Annotated in this window: 12 protein-coding genes; 3 read left to right on the top strand and 9 right to left on the bottom strand. The window is 63.2% G+C overall.

Going from position 1 to position 14,451, the window contains the following annotated elements:
- The 9 genes from AAFX91_RS29540 to AAFX91_RS29500 all read right to left on the bottom strand — a co-directional run.
- Positions 1–181 (bottom strand): hypothetical protein (locus AAFX91_RS29540; protein WP_394568975.1); only part of this gene is annotated, 181 nt, incomplete at its 3' end.
- Positions 178–990 (bottom strand): HAD family hydrolase, encoded by an 813-nt coding sequence (locus AAFX91_RS29535; protein WP_130582122.1) that lies wholly within the window; start codon positions 988–990, stop codon positions 178–180. The genes AAFX91_RS29535 and AAFX91_RS29540, both read right to left, overlap by 4 nt.
- Positions 987–1,475 carry a gluconokinase gene (locus tag AAFX91_RS29530; RefSeq protein ID WP_130582123.1) on the bottom strand — a complete coding sequence of 163 codons (489 nt, stop codon included), beginning with the start codon at positions 1,473–1,475 and terminating at the stop codon, positions 987–989. The genes AAFX91_RS29535 and AAFX91_RS29530 overlap by 4 nt, the downstream gene beginning before the upstream one ends.
- Before the next feature lie 28 nt (positions 1,476–1,503).
- Positions 1,504–2,247, bottom strand: a complete 744-nt coding sequence (gene pgl, locus AAFX91_RS29525; protein WP_130582124.1) for a 6-phosphogluconolactonase — start codon at positions 2,245–2,247, stop codon at positions 1,504–1,506.
- A 2-nt stretch (positions 2,248–2,249) separates the two neighbouring features.
- Positions 2,250–3,758: a glucose-6-phosphate dehydrogenase gene (gene zwf, locus AAFX91_RS29520; RefSeq protein WP_394568974.1), complete on the bottom strand. Its 1,509-nt coding sequence runs from the start codon at positions 3,756–3,758 to the stop codon at positions 2,250–2,252.
- Positions 3,759–3,771: 13 nt separating this feature from the next.
- Complete coding sequence (gene gnd / locus AAFX91_RS29515) at positions 3,772–4,764, bottom strand: phosphogluconate dehydrogenase (NAD(+)-dependent, decarboxylating) (protein WP_394568973.1); 993 nt, start codon at positions 4,762–4,764, stop codon at positions 3,772–3,774.
- A 117-nt stretch (positions 4,765–4,881) separates the two neighbouring features.
- Positions 4,882–7,728, bottom strand: a complete 2,847-nt coding sequence (locus tag AAFX91_RS29510) for a bifunctional transaldolase/phosoglucose isomerase (protein WP_394568972.1) — start codon at positions 7,726–7,728, stop codon at positions 4,882–4,884.
- Between the two features lie 211 nt (positions 7,729–7,939).
- Complete coding sequence (locus AAFX91_RS29505; protein WP_130582119.1) at positions 7,940–8,386, bottom strand: DsrE family protein; 447 nt, start codon at positions 8,384–8,386, stop codon at positions 7,940–7,942.
- 60 nt (positions 8,387–8,446) lie between these two features.
- Complete coding sequence (locus AAFX91_RS29500; protein ID WP_394568971.1) at positions 8,447–9,067, bottom strand: hypothetical protein; 621 nt, start codon at positions 9,065–9,067, stop codon at positions 8,447–8,449.
- Positions 9,068–9,541: 474 nt separating this feature from the next.
- On the opposite strand from AAFX91_RS29500, the gene AAFX91_RS29495 reads away from it, so the two are divergent.
- Genes AAFX91_RS29495 through AAFX91_RS29485 form a run of 3 tightly spaced genes read left to right on the top strand, consistent with a single transcriptional unit; the run spans position 9,542 to position 14,316 of the window.
- Entirely contained in the window at positions 9,542–11,485 is a 1,944-nt protein-coding gene (locus AAFX91_RS29495) for a PrkA family serine protein kinase (RefSeq protein ID WP_394568970.1), read from the top strand.
- Between the two features lie 18 nt (positions 11,486–11,503).
- Positions 11,504–12,775, top strand: coding sequence for a YeaH/YhbH family protein (locus AAFX91_RS29490; RefSeq protein WP_282528961.1), 1,272 nt, complete (start codon positions 11,504–11,506; stop codon positions 12,773–12,775).
- Positions 12,772–14,316, top strand: coding sequence for a SpoVR family protein (locus AAFX91_RS29485; RefSeq protein ID WP_282528930.1), 1,545 nt, complete (start codon positions 12,772–12,774; stop codon positions 14,314–14,316). The genes AAFX91_RS29490 and AAFX91_RS29485 overlap by 4 nt, the downstream gene beginning before the upstream one ends.
- The last annotated feature ends 135 nt before the right edge of the window (positions 14,317–14,451 follow it).

The raw sequence follows: 14,451 nt of genomic DNA, 5'->3' as shown, positions 1-14,451 counted from the left end.
CCTCGTTTGAGATTTCGACAACCTCATTCTGGCACAACTGATGCCGTAGGGGGCCGTCCACCCCATCAACCACAGGCTTCGGTGTGTGCTCCGCTGCAACTGCTTGCTCGCGCCACAACATCTCCCTGTGGTTATGGGTCCCTACTTTCGCAGGAACGACAGCGGTGATGGGGTTGGTCAAGCGGTTTCGTTATAGTTCAATACCATCTCGATCGCCTTGGCGAAGCCGTCGCGCTCGTTGCTGTCGGTCACGAACTTGGCCTGGCTCTTGACCTCATCGGTGGCGTTGCCCATCGCAAACTGAACGCCGCTCCGGGCGAACATCGGCAAATCGTTGCGCATGTCGCCGATGGTCGCCACCGCCTCGGTCGGAATGCCCAATCGTTTTGCCATCGCCTCGACAAAGGTGCCCTTGTCGTGGCCGGGCGGGGTGACGTCGAGATAATAGGTTTGCGAGCGGACGGCGGTCGCCTCGGTGCCGACCGCCTGCTGCATCGCGGTTTCGCAGCGCGCGAGCAGCGGGGCGTCGGAAGATGCGCCGACGATCTTGCAGGCCTGGTCGAGATAGGGCGTGTAATCCGTGACGATGGTCGGGTCGTGCCGGATGGTGTGCCGCTCGTGCGCGACATATTCGCCGTCGGGATTGGCCGTCAGCCAGCGGTCGTTGGTGAACAGCCAGATGTCGACGCCGAATTCGCGCAGCAGCTCGATGCTTCGCCGCGCGGTCGCCGGCGGGATCAGGTGCTGCTCGACGGGCTTGAGCTGCGGATCGATGATCGAACTGCCGTTGAAGGCGCCGACCGGCAGCGTGATCGACAGCGGCTCGATCAGGAATCCCATGCCGATCGAGGGACGGCTGGAGACGATGGTGAAGCCGATCCCGGCCGCATGCAGTTTTTGCGCGGCTTCCCGGGCGGCGTCGGTCAAAACCTTTTCCTTGGTCAGCAGCGTACCGTCGACGTCGGAAACGAGCAGGGCGATGCGGGTCATGGGACTACCGGTTTGATTTGGCGGATGATGGCGTCGACGGTGGCTTCGACCGTGGCGTCGATCGAGACGGTGATCGGATGTTCGCTTAGGCTCGGCGGCTCCAGGGTCTGGAACTGGCTCGCCAGGAGGCCCGGCGGCATGAAATGGCCCTTGCGCTGGGCGAGCCGGCCCGCGATCAGCGCCTCGGTGCCGTTGAGGAAGACGATGCCGACGTCACTCCGTCCATGCAGGAGGATCTCGCGGTAGGCATGCTTCAGCGCCGAACAGGCGACCACCACACGCTGGCCTGCCTCGCAGACGCGGTCGATCTCGTCGGCGATCGCCTGCAGCCAGGGGCGGCGGTCGTCATCGGTGAGCGGCTGGCCTGCGCTCATTTTCGCGACGTTGCTTGCGGGGTGAAAGCGGTCGCCGTCCTCGAAACGCCAGCCGAGCCGCCTCGCAAGCGTCTCGCCGATCGTGCTCTTGCCTGAGCCGGAAACGCCCATCACGACGAGGGCGCAGAAGGTCGCCGGATCAGCCACTAAAATTCTCCGGCCGCGCCGCCTCGTCGATCAACCAGACCGTCTCGCCGATGGATTGCGCGCGGTTCGCCGGCAGGTTCTCGCCGGACAACGCGCGGGTCAGGATTGCGCGCTTGTCCTTGCCGGCGACCTCGAACAGCATTTCGCGGCAGCAGGACAGCGTTGGCAAAGTCAGGCTGACGCGCGGCACGAACGGTCCGACATTGGCCTTGGGCACGCCGACCACCCATTGGTCGATCACCTCGATCGCGGGGTAGTTCGGAAACAGCGAGGCGGTGTGTCCGTCCGGCCCGATGCCCATCAGCACCAGGTCGAACAGCGGACGGGCTGCGTCGAGCGCCTCCGCGCCGTAGAACGATTTCAGCTCGCGCGCATAGCGTTCCGCCGCTTCATCGGGGCTGGCGGCATAGGTCGGGATCGGATGGATGTGGGGGGCGGGCGCGTAGCGATCCAGGAATGCCCCCCGCGCCATCGCCATGTTGTTCCTAGGGTCGTCGACCGGCACGAAGCGCTCGTCGCCGATGAACCAGTGCACGCGGTCCCACGGGATCCTGGCGTGGTACGGCTCGGTCGCAAGCAATTGGTAAAGCGCTTTCGGGCTCGATCCGCCGGTCAGGCAGATCGCGATCCGGCCGCTGTTCGCGGCCATCCGCGCCAGCACCCGCTCGGCGGCGGCCTTCGCCAGCGCCGCGGGATCGGCGACCACGATGATCTGGCGGCGACCGACGGCGGTCATCGTCAACCCAGCTTTCGCCAGCTACGGCCGTCGCGGGTCAGAAGCGCGTTGGCGGCCTCAGGGCCCTCGCAGCCGGCCTTGTAGGGTTGCAGGCCGGCGCCGCCGGTCTTTTTCCAGGCATCGAGGAAGGGTTGCACGGCCTGCCAGCCGGCCTCGACGCTGTCGGCGCGCTGGAACAGGATGTTGTCGCCGATCATGCAGTCATAGATCAGCGTCTCATAGCCGGTCGACGGCTCGGCCTTGAAGTAATCCTTGTAGCGGAACTTCATCTCGACGCCGTCGATGTTGATGGTCGGGCCGGGAACCTTGGTGTTGAACTGCAGTTCGATGCCCTCGGTCGGCTCCGTGGAGATCACGAGGTAGTTCTGCGAGAGCTGGTCTATCGGCGTGTCGCGGAACATCGCGAACGGCGCCTGCTTGAACTTGATGGCGATCTCGGTGCGCTTGGCGGCCAGGGCCTTGCCGGTGCGCAGATAGAACGGTACGCCGGCCCAGCGCCAATTGTCGATGATGAGCTTGAGCGCAGCATAGGTTTCGGTGGTGCTGCCAGGCTTGACGTCCGCGGTCTTGCAATAGTCCTCGATCGCGGTGTCGCCGATCTTGCCGCCGCGATACTGCCCCCGCACTGAATTGTGCAACGCCTCCTGCTCGCTCTGGATCTGGATCGCGGCCAGCACATTGGCTTTCTCCGTGCGCACCGAATGCGCGTCAAAGCGGATCGGCGGCTCCATCGCGACCAGCGACATCAGTTGGAACAGATGGTTCGGCACCATGTCGCGCAGCGCGCCGGTCGAATCATAGAAGCTGCCGCGATGGCCGACGCCGAGCTTCTCGTCGACGGTGATCTGGATGTGGTCGATATGATTCCGATTCCAGATCGGCTCGAACATGCCGTTGGCAAAGCGCAGCACCAGGATGTTCTGGACGGTTTCCTTGCCGAGATAGTGATCGATCCGGTAGATTTGATGCTCGTCGACGAGCTTCAGCAACTCGGCGTTCAGGTGCTTCGCCGAGTCCAGGTTCGTGCCGAACGGCTTCTCGATCACGATCCGCCGCCAATAGCCGTTCTCCTTCAGCATGCCGGTGCGGGCGAGCTCCCTGGTGATCGGCAGGAAGGCGCCCGGCGGCGTCGCGAGGTAGAACAGGCGGTTGCCGCCGGTGTCACGCGCGGCTTCCGCCTTGTCGAGCTGGACCCGCGTCTCGTCGAAGGACGCAGGGTCCTTCGGGTCGGCTTCAACCGCGGTGACGCAGTCGAACAGGCGCTTGGCGATGGCCTCGTCGACCGGGCGGGTTGCGAACTGCCGCAATCCCTTCATCAGGCTTGCGCTCAAATCCGCGTTCGACATGCCGCCGCGGGCAACGCCGACGACGCAGAATTTGTCGGGCAACAGGTTGGTCGCGGCGAGATTATAGAGGGCAGGGATCACCAGCCGGTGCGCGAGGTCGCCCGTGACGCCGAAAATGATGAAAGAGCAGGGGTCGGGTTTCTTTTGCGCGTGACCGTTCGTCATCGTTAAGCCTTCCCTAGCTCTTCTTGGCGCCTTGCGGCGGCTCCCGGTGGCCGCCGAAACCGGCGCGCATGGCGGAGAGAATCTTTTCGGCGAAGGTGTGGTCCTTGCGCGAGCGGAAGCGGGCAAACAGCGCCGCCGTCAGCACTTCCGCAGGCACCGCCTCGTCGATCGCGGCATTGACCGTCCAGCGGCCTTCGCCGGAATCCTCGACGAAGCCGGAATAATTATCGAGGGTGGCGTTCTCGGCGAGCGCGATCGCGGTGAGGTCGAGCAGCCAGGACGGGATCACGCTGCCGCGGCGCCAGACCTCCGCGATATCGGCGATGTCGAGATCGAAGCGGTGATCTGGCGGAAGCGCCTCGCTCTTGGCGTTCTTCAGGATGTCGAAGCCCTCGGCATAGGCCTGCATCAGGCCGTATTCGATGCCGTTATGGATCATCTTGACGAAATGCCCGGCGCCGACGGGGCCGGCATGGATATAGCCCTGCTCAATGCGGGGGTCGCGGCCGTCGCGGGACGGGGTGCGCGGAATGTCGCCGATCCCGGGCGCGAGCGCGCTGAAGATCGGGTCGAGCCTATCGACGACGGATTTCTCGCCGCCGATCATCATGCAGTAGCCGCGCTCGATGCCCCAGATGCCGCCAGAGGTGCCGACGTCGACATAGTTCAGGCCGCGCTCCTTCAGCGCCTTGCCGCGGCGGACGTCGTCCTGCCAGAACGTGTTGCCGCCGTCGATGATGGTGTCGCCCGGCTGCATCAGCCTCGACAGCGCGTCGATCGTCGCCTCGGTGATCTTGCCGGCCGGCAGCATCACCCAGGCGGTGCGCGGCTGCTCCAGCTTGAGCACGAATTCCTCCAGCGAGGCGGAGCCGGCGGCCTTGTCGGCGGCGAGCGTGGCGACCGCCTTCGGATCCTTGTCGTAGACCACGGCGCTGTGGCCGTGGGCCATCAGCCGGCGGACGATGTTGCCACCCATCCGCCCCAAGCCGATCATGCCGAGCTGCATGTTCTCATGTCCTTACTGTTGAGCACGATTCCGAAAACTGGAGCTCGCTTCACCTCCCCCGCAAGCGGGAGAGGGGCGCTCGATCTTGGTCGGTACTCGATCCAATCTCATCCTGCTCTAGTTGAGGGCTTCGTTAAGCGCAGCGTCCAGCGTGGCCAGCGCCGGGCCCAGTCCGCCCTTGAGATGGACGCGGAGCGCGCGCCGGCCGCGTTCGGTCAATACGTCGAAATCGCCGCGCGCCTGCGCCGCCTTGATGACGCCGAAGCTTGCCTTCTGGCCCGGTACCGGCAGGTCCGCGGCATCGTCGGCGGTGATCTGCAGGAACACGCCGCTGTCGGGGCCGCCTTTGTAGGCCTGGCCGGTCGAGTGCAGGAAGCGCGGTCCGAACTCGGCGCAGGTGGCGAGATGCTTGCTGTCGCGCACGGCGAGCCGCATCTTTTGCAGTGCGTCGATGAACGCCTCGTCGCGCTCCATATAGGCGAGCAGGGCGACGTAGTCGCCGCGATGCGAGCGCGACAGGTGCGCCTTCAGCCAGGAGCCGAGCGTGCCGTCGGCGCCGGCCTTGCGCAGCTCGACGGCGTTGTGCCCGTCGGTGTAGAGGTCGGCCTCGGCGGTGGAGACCACCGGCTGTTCGGCCGGCAGCGATCCGGTCTTCTCGAAGGCTGCGGTCAGTTCACGGGTCTTGATCTTGGCCGCCTCGACATCCGGCTGGTTGAACGGGTTGATGCCGAGCACCGAACCCGCCACCGCGGTCGCGATTTCGAAGCGGAAGAACTCCTGGCCGATATGGTCGATCGACGGCAGGACGATGCGGGCCATGGGATGGCCGGCCTGCTCCAACGCGTCGAGCCTGGCGTCATGCTCGGCGTCGTCCTCGCCCTCGGTGCGGAGGTCGATGAAGAAGCGGTCGTCGCCGTAGGCAGCCGGCTCGCCCAGCGTCTCGCCGTCGACCGGGATCAGGCCCTTGCCGTCCTTGCCGGTGGATTCGGCGATCAACTGCTCGGCCCAGGCGCCGAAATCGGCGATCTTCCTGGACGAGGTGATCGTCACCTTGTCGCGGCCTTCGAGGCCGGCGAGCCCCATCGCGAGCCCGAGCTGCACGCCGGGGTTCTCATGCGGCGGCACGTCGGCGCCGCAGGAGCGCACCATCGACAGCGTATGCTTGATCAGGCTGCGGACATTGAAGCCGGCGGCAGCGGCCGGTACCAGGCCGAAGGGGGAGAGCACGGAGTAGCGGCCGCCGATCGTGGGCTCGCCGTAGAAGATGCGGGCAAAGCCTTGGCGCTTTGCGGTCTTCTCCAGCGACGAGCCGGGATCGGTCACCGCGATGAAGCGGTGGCCGGCCTTGGCGGCGCCGATCGCCTTGGAGACGCGGTCGAAGAAATAGTCCTTCATCACGTTCGGCTCGGTGGTGCCGCCGGATTTGCTGGAGACGATGAACAGCGTCTTGGAGATGTCGACCGCCGCTTCCATCGCCCGTACCTGCGCCGGGTCGGTGGAATCGAGCACGTGCAGCTTGGGGAAGCCGGTCTTCTTGGCGAAGGTCTCCGCCAGCACCTCCGGCCCCAGGCTGGAGCCGCCCATGCCGAGCACGACCGCGTCGGTGAATTTCTGGCCCTTCACGCGCTCGGCGAAATCCTCATAGTCGGCGACGTCGGCCTTTGCCGGGCTGGTCAGCCAGCCCAGCCATCTGTCCTCATCCTCGCCGGTCCAGACCGATTTGTCCTTTTGCCAGAGCCGACGGACCTTGGCGGAGGCGCGCCATTCCTCGGTATTCTCTTCGATTGCCTTGGCAAGCTCGCCGCCGACCTTGAGCTTCTGGCCGTCGATGCCGGTGCCGAGCGAGGTCGCGCGCTTGAACGCGACGGCGCCATAGAGCTTGTCGGCGGCATCGGCGAACAGCCTGACGCCGTCCTTGACCAGTTCGGCGGTGATCGCGTCCAGCGAGATGCCGGACTTCTCCAGTTCGTCGAGCGCACGCTGCGCGTCCTCGACGTTCTCCTCGAGGCTGTCGCGCACCTTGCCATGGTCGCGGAAGGCGTCGAGCGTCGCCGGCGGCACGGTGTTGACCGTGTCGGGGCCGATCAGCTCCTCGACATAGAGGACGTCGCTATATTCCTTGTTCTTGGTGCCGGTCGAGGCCCACAAGAGCCGCTGCGGCTTGGCACCCTTTGCCAGGAGTTTTTCCCAGCGCGGACCGGCGAAGATCTGCTTGTAATCCCGATAGGCCATCTTGGCGTTGGCGATCGCGACCTTGCCCTTCAGCGACGCCAGCCGCTCCTTCTCGGTGGGATCGTTGGCCTTCGCGATCTTGTCGTCGAGCTGCTTGTCGACGGCGGAATCGATGCGGCTGACGAAGAAGCTCGCCACGCTCGCAATGTGCGATGGGTCGCCGCCGGCGCTCACGTATTTCTCCAGGCCCTTCAGATAGGCCTCCGCCACCTCGCGATAGACCTTTTGCGAGAACAGGAGCGTGATGTTGATGCTGATGCCTTCGCCGATCAGGTGCTCGATCGCGGGCAGTCCCTCCGGCGTCGCCGGCACCTTCACCATCAGGTTCTTGCGCCGCACCTCCTTCCAGAGCCGCTGCGCTTCGGCGATGGTGCCCTTGGTGTCCATCGCCAGATAGGGCGACACTTCGAGGCTGACGAAGCCGTCCTTGCCGTTGAGCTGGTCATAGACCGGTCGCAGCACGTCGGCGGCGTGCTGGATATCCTCGATTGCCAGATGCTCGAACAGTTCGGCGACGGGGCGATCGCCCTTCTTCAGCGCATGGCCGATCGCCCCGTCATATTCGTCTGAGCTGCCGATCGCCTTCTCGAAGATCGACGGGTTGGAGGTGACGCCTTTGACGCCGTCCTCGTCGATCAGCTTCTTGAGGTCGCCTTTGGCGACGAAGCCGCGGGCGAGGAAATCCAGCCAGACCGATTGGCCGTGGTTTTCGAGTGTTTTGACGGGGTTCATGATGCCTGTTTCTGCTTGATCGGGTCGGTGGACGGGTTCCCCAGCAGCTTTCTGGGGCGGGACCGGATTGTCAACACGGGGCGGAAAGGGCTGCCTAAGGCGAATATGCGCATCAAAAGGAGACAACTCCACCCGGACCGGTTTGATCCCTTGGATTTGATCCGATGCAACCGCGAACTCTGAACAATTTTATGACGGTGCGGTGCACTGTTCACGGCCTGAGATACAGGTAGCCCTGCGACTGCAACTCGGCGAGGCGGACGACGCCGCCTTTGTCGGCGACCACGAAGCCGGGGAGGAGCTCCTTCAGGCTGACATTCTGCGATTTCATGGTATTGCCGCAGGCGGCAAGCTCGACGCCATCCCCGGAAAACTGCTGGACGCGCCGCGACAGGTCGGGATTGGCGGCGGCCGAATGGAAGGCGCGCAGCGCCGGTCCGTGGACCACCAGCGCAATGGTAACATTCTCGGGGCCGCCGACGCCGTCGAAATGGTTCTGGATGTTGCCGAGCACAAAGTCGACCTTCTCGAGGTCGCTCAGGTGATAGACCACCTTGAGCTTGGCCGGAGGCGATGGCGCCTCGGTGGCGCGGGCGCGTGAGCCGGCAAGGGCGCCTAAGCCTGACACCACGCCCCACAAGATGCTGCGTCGATGCATGGCACCCTCCCTCGATTGAGTTGGCTGGCCGACGAGCGTATGATCCACTTCGCGAGCGTATCATTTGTGTCTGATGGCGGCGAGTTCCCGGCGGTCGGTCACAAGCTCGGCACATTCTTCCGCGTCTGCGCGATCGACGCGAAAGATCTTGTCGTCCGCGCCGGCGATGAGCGCGTCTTCGGCCTCTTGGTCCGGCTTGTCGCGATTCCAAATCCTGATCCGCTCAAGGCGGATGATGGTGGGCTTGTCGTCTTTCGACAGTGCCACATTAATGCCGCCGCCTTCACAATCGACGCCGCAGCCGAAACGGATTTCGTTGCGCGCGTCCTCTGTGACAACATGGCCGCAAAAGCTGCTGGAGTCGAAATTGCCGGTGCGGTGATGGTACTTAATTCCAAGGCGGAATGAGTAGCTGGTGGTTTTTTCCTCCCGCGCGTTCTCCGCCGTCACCAACAGTTTCATCGCGCTGACTTTCTGCTTCAGATGTTGCGCCAGATGACTGGCGTCATAACGGCGCACGAAGCAGGCGTAGGTCTTTTCGGCGAGCGGGCCCGCGAATATCCTGTTGTCGAAAGCTGCGGTCTTGGCGCTGTCGACGCCATCTTCGGCGTGACTGTGGCTAATTCCCGCGAGCATTGCGGCTGCGACAACTAGATGAACGGAGAATAAAATACGCTTCATGATCTGTTCAGCGAACGCAAGCGATCTATATGAAATGATACACGCCACCTCGATCGACGCGCCGACGATGCCGCGTCACGATGTGCTGACGGGTTTGACTTAGTCGCGGCAGAAGCCGGATGCGTTCAAACCTGTGGCAGTTCGTGGGCGTGAAGGAGCTGCGCGATGGCAGCCGAAAGGCGGTCAGAAAGGCATTTGCTGATGGCAGGGAAGCCTGGTCTTTGTCGGTCCTCCGGTAGAATCACGGATGTGGCGGACCAGCTACATGGTCAAGAAAGTAAATGACAAATCGCGTTTTTGATGAACTATTAGGCTGGCTGCTTGTTGATAAGGCAGCGGCTGCTTGCGCCGCGCATTGCGGAAGGGAGGCTGGCGAGTGTCCAATAGCTCCAGCATGCCGACCGTGATTCGAGGAACGTTTCGGCAAACCGGCTCGTTCTCGTAAGGCGGCGCAACATACCGTGGAGAGGGATCATGTACAACGATTCTCTGTTCAACGCTTTCGCTAGGTCGTTCGAGGCTCGAAGCCAGAGCGATATGTCGATGGCTGAATATCTCGAGTCGTGTCGAAGTGATCCGATGCGATATGCGAATGCGGCAGAACGACTACTGGCTGCGATCGGCGAGCCTCAGATGATCGACACGGCCAAGGACCCTCGCCTTGGCCGTATCTTTATGAACCGCACGATGCGCACCTATCCGGCATTCGCGGGCTTCTACGGCATGGAAGATACGATCGAGCGGCTCGTCGGCTTCTTCCGCCACGCCGCGCAAGGCTTGGAAGAGCGCAAGCAGATACTCTATCTGCTCGGACCAGTCGGCGGCGGCAAGTCATCGCTCGCCGAGCGGCTCAAGGCATTGATGGAAGTGCATCCGATCTACGTGCTGAAGGCCAGCGACGAGCTGAGCCCGGTGTTCGAAAGCCCGCTCAGCCTGTTCGATCCGGATCAGCTCGGGCCAATGCTGGAGGAGAAGTACGGCATTCCGCAGCGGCGCCTCACCGGGCTGATGAGCCCGTGGTGCTATAAGCGGCTCGAAGCTTTCGGCGGTGACATCTCGCAATTCCGCGTCGCCAAGATCCAGCCGTCTCGGCTGCGGCAGATCGCGGTCTCCAAGACCGAGCCGGGCGACGAGAACAACCAGGACATCTCCTCACTGGTCGGCAAGGTCGATATCCGCAAGCTCGAGACCTACGCGCAGAACGATCCCGACGCCTACAGCTATTCGGGCGGACTCAATCGCGCCAATCAGGGCATCCTCGAATTCGTCGAGATGTTCAAGGCGCCGATCAAGATGCTGCATCCGCTGCTCACGGCGACGCAGGAAGGCAACTATATCGGCACCGAGAATATCGGAGCGATCCCGTTCGGCGGCATCATCCTCGCGCACTCGAACGAGGCGGAATGGCAGAGCTTCAAGGCCAACAAGAACAATGAGGCCTTCATCGACCGCATCTGCGTCATCAAGGTGCCTTACTGCCTGCGGGTCACCGAGGAGCAGAAGATCTACGAGAAGCTGATCCAGGGTTCCGAGCTTGCCAGCGCACCTTGCGCGCCGGCGACGCTGGAGACCCTGGCACGCTTCTCGGTGATGTCGCGCCTGCGCAAGCACGAGAACTCGACGCTGTTCGCGAAGATGCGGGTCTATGACGGCGAGAGCCTGAAGGAATCCGATCCAAAGGCGCGCAGCGTCCTGGAATATCGTGATGCCGCAGGTGTTGACGAAGGCATGGACGGTGTCTCGACGCGCTTCGCGTTCAAGGTGCTCGCCGCCACCTTCAACCACGACACGATAGAGGTCGGGGCCGATGCCGTGCACCTGATGTACGTGCTCGAGCATTCGATCCGCCGCGAGCAACTGCCCGAGGAAGTCGAGAAGCGCTATCTCGAATTCATCAAGGCCGATCTCGCCCCGCGTTACGCGGAGTTCATCGGCAACGAGATCCAGAAGGCCTATCTCGAATCCTACTCGGATTACGGCCAGAACCTGTTCGATCGCTACGTCGATTACGCCGACGCCTGGATCGAGGATCAGGACTTCAAGGATCCCGACACCGGCCAGTTGCTCAACCGCGAGCTTCTGAACCAGGAGCTGACCAAGATCGAGAAGCCGGCCGGCATCGCCAACCCGAAGGATTTCCGCAACGAAGTCGTCAAATTCTCGCTGCGGTCGCGGGCGCATAATGGTGGTAAGAACCCGAACTGGACCTCCTATGAAAAGGTTCGCGACGTCATCGAGAAGCGGATATTCTCGCAGGTCGAGGATCTGCTTCCGGTCATCTCGTTCGGTTCGAAGAAGGACGGCGAGACCGAGAAGAAGCACGACGACTTCGTCGCGCGGATGGTGGAACGCGGCTACACCGAGCGCCAGGTCCGCCGTCTCGTCGAATGGTATATGCGCGTGAAGCAGGCTGGCTAAGGCGGATGCAAAGTGACGATGCATATTGTCGATCGGCGCCTGAATCCGGGCGGCAAGAGCCTTGAGAACCGACAGCGGTTCTTGAGGCGGGCCAAGGCCCTGGTTCAGGGAGCCGTCAAGAAGACGTCGCAGGACCGGGACATCAAGGATGTGCTGGAAGGCGGCGAGATATCGATACCGCTCGACGGCATGGACGAGCCGCGCTTCCGCCGCGAGGGTGGCACCCGCGACATGGTGCTGCCCGGCAACAAGAAGTTCATCGAAGGCGATATCCTGCCGCGTCCGAACCAGGGCGGTGGCCGCGGAACGGGGCCGGGCGAGGGCGACAGCGAAGATGCGTTCCGTTTCGTCCTGAGCCGCGACGAGTTCGTCAACCTCTTCCTCGACGATCTGGAATTGCCCGACCTCGCCAAGCGCAAGCTCGCGGAGGCAGAGAGCGAAGGCCTGCATCGCGCCGGCTACACCACGTCAGGTTCGCCTGCGAACATCTCGGTGAGCCGCACCGTCAAGCTCGCGCTGGCGCGTCGCGTCGCGCTGCGCCGGCCGCGGCCGGAGCAGATCGCCGAGCTCGAGGCGGAGGCGGCCGAGGCAGCGGAGCCGCGACGCTCCGAACTCTTGGCGCAGATCGCGGCGCTGAAGGCCAAGGCGAAACGGATCCCCTTCATCGATCCCATCGATATCCGCTACCGCCGTTTCGAGACCGTGCCGAAGCCGGTGGCGCAAGCCGTGATGTTCTGCCTGATGGACGTGTCGGGCTCGATGTCGGAGCACATGAAGGACCTGGCGAAGCGGTTCTACATGCTGCTCTACGTGTTCCTGAAGCGGCGTTATCGCCACGTCGAGATCGTGTTCATCCGCCATACCGATCGCGCCGAAGAGGTGGACGAGGATACATTCTTCCATGGACCGGCTTCCGGCGGCACGCTGGTGTCGAGCGCGCTGCAGGCCATGCACGATATCGTCCGCACCCGGTTTAGACCGGCTGAATGGAACATCTACGCCGCGCAAGCCTCCGACGGCGACAACATGACCTCCGACAGCCTCCTGACCGGACGGCTGCTCACGGAGCATATCCTCCCGGTCACCCAGTTCTTTGCCTATCTCGAGGTTGGCGAGGCCGCCAACTACACCTTCGACATGCCGGACTCCTCGCTCTGGACCCTTTACGAGCGCTTGCGCAACGAGGGCGCGCCGCTCGCGATGCGCAAGGTGAGCGAGCGCAGCGAGATCTTCCCGGTGTTCCAGGACCTGTTCAAGCGTCGCGGCAAGCAGGAGAAGGCCACGCCATGACGAAGACAGGTGAGCGGCTGTTCGACGGCGCCGACTGGGATTTCCGCACGCTGCAGCGCGTCCACGATGCCTGCGAGGAGATCGCGAAATCGGAGCTCGGCCTCGACGTCTATCCCAACCAGATCGAGGTCATCACCGCCGAGCAGATGCTGGACGCCTATTCGTCGGTCGGCATGCCCTTGTTCTACAAGCACTGGTCGTTCGGCAAGCATTTCGCTTTTCAGGAAGCGTCCTACCGCAAAGGATACATGGGACTGGCGTACGAGATCGTGATCAACTCCTCGCCGTGCATTTCCTACCTGATGGAGGAAAACACCGCGACCATGCAGACGTTGGTGATCGCGCACGCAGCCTTCGGCCACAACCATTTCTTCAAGAACAACTACCTGTTCAAGCAGTGGACCGATGCCGACGGCATCCTGGACTATCTCGAATTCGCCAAGGGCTATATCTCGCACTGCGAGGATCGCCACGGCCGGCGGGCGGTCGAGCATACGCTCGACGCCGCCCATGCCTTGATGTCGCACGGCATCGATCGCTATCCCGGCAAGAAGAAGCTCGACCTGCGCACAGAGGAGAAACGCGCCGGCGAGCGTCGCGCGCACGAAGAGAGCGCCTTCAACGATCTCTGGCGTACGGTGCCGACCGGACCCGCGAAGACCAGGGCCGCGCTGACCGCGGAGCGCCGCCGCATCCTGCTCGGGCTGCCGCAGGAAAACATCCTGTACTTCCTGGAGAAGACCGCGCCGCGGCTGCAGCCCTGGCAGCGCGAAGTGCTGCGCATCGTCCGCCACATCGCGCAGTATTTCTATCCGCAGAGCCAGACCAAGGTGATGAACGAGGGCACCGCGACCTACGTCCATTACAGCATCATGAACCGGCTGCACGAGCAGGGCCGCATTTCCGACGGCAATTTCCTTGAATTCCTGCAGTCGCACACCAACGTCGTGTTCCAGCCGGATTTCGACGATCCCCGCTTCTCCGGCTTCAATCCCTATGCGCTCGGCTTTGCGATGATGCAGGACATCGAGCGGATCGTGACCGAGCCGGAGGACGAGGATCGCGAATGGTTTCCTGACATCGCGGGCAGGGGCGATGTCATTGGCGTGCTGCGCGAGGTCTGGGCCAACTACCGCGATGAGAGCTTCATCGGCCAGTTCCTGAGCCCGCGGCTGGTGCGGCGTCTGCGCCTGTTCCATCTGCATGACGATCCCGCGGAGACCGCCGGCATCCGCGTCGATGCCATCCATGACGAGCGCGGCTATCGCCGCGTGCGCCGCGAACTGGCGCGGCAATACGATGTCGGCTTCATCGATCCCAACATCGAGGTCGTCGATGTCGACCTGGAAGGCGACCGCCGGCTGATGCTGCGCCACACCGTGGTCAAGGGATCGCAACTGGTAGAAACCGATGCGCGGCGCGTGCTGCAGCACCTCGCCGATCTCTGGAGCTACGACGTGGTTCTCACCGAGGTCGACACTCACGACAAGGTGTTGAAGGAATATGTCGTGAGCCCGCGCATCCTGCCCGCGGTGGCGTAGTTATTGCCGTAGCCCGGGTGAAGCGCGAGCGTAACCCGGGATCGCTCTCAAAGGCGGATTGGAGTGCCCCCCAAAAGTGAGACACGGGAAATTAGGGACAGTTCTCTAACGGAGAACGTATGCCCAACAAATCCC

This window comes from Bradyrhizobium sp. 31Argb (assembly GCF_043638955.1).
Lineage (GTDB): Bacteria > Pseudomonadota > Alphaproteobacteria > Rhizobiales > Xanthobacteraceae > Bradyrhizobium.
Note: the sequence above shows the minus strand (reverse complement) of the source record. Positions and strands in the feature narration are given on the sequence as shown.

Excerpts from the sequence above, each read along its gene's own strand:
- pgl (WP_130582124.1), bottom strand. The coding sequence starts at position 2,247 with ATGACCGCCGTCGGTCGCCGCCAGATCATCGTGGTCGCCGATCCCGCG.
- AAFX91_RS29495 (WP_394568970.1), top strand. The coding sequence starts at position 9,542 with ATGTACAACGATTCTCTGTTCAACGCTTTCGCTAGGTCGTTCGAGGCT.
- AAFX91_RS29490 (WP_282528961.1), top strand. The coding sequence starts at position 11,504 with ATGCATATTGTCGATCGGCGCCTGAATCCGGGCGGCAAGAGCCTTGAG.
- AAFX91_RS29485 (WP_282528930.1), top strand. The coding sequence starts at position 12,772 with ATGACGAAGACAGGTGAGCGGCTGTTCGACGGCGCCGACTGGGATTTC.
- gnd (WP_394568973.1), bottom strand. The coding sequence starts at position 4,764 with ATGCAGCTCGGCATGATCGGCTTGGGGCGGATGGGTGGCAACATCGTC.
- AAFX91_RS29530 (WP_130582123.1), bottom strand. The coding sequence starts at position 1,475 with ATGGGCGTTTCCGGCTCAGGCAAGAGCACGATCGGCGAGACGCTTGCG.
- AAFX91_RS29505 (WP_130582119.1), bottom strand. The coding sequence starts at position 8,386 with ATGCATCGACGCAGCATCTTGTGGGGCGTGGTGTCAGGCTTAGGCGCC.
- AAFX91_RS29535 (WP_130582122.1), bottom strand. The coding sequence starts at position 990 with ATGACCCGCATCGCCCTGCTCGTTTCCGACGTCGACGGTACGCTGCTG.
- zwf (WP_394568974.1), bottom strand. The coding sequence starts at position 3,758 with ATGACGAACGGTCACGCGCAAAAGAAACCCGACCCCTGCTCTTTCATC.
- AAFX91_RS29500 (WP_394568971.1), bottom strand. The coding sequence starts at position 9,067 with ATGAAGCGTATTTTATTCTCCGTTCATCTAGTTGTCGCAGCCGCAATG.
- AAFX91_RS29510 (WP_394568972.1), bottom strand. The coding sequence starts at position 7,728 with ATGAACCCCGTCAAAACACTCGAAAACCACGGCCAATCGGTCTGGCTG.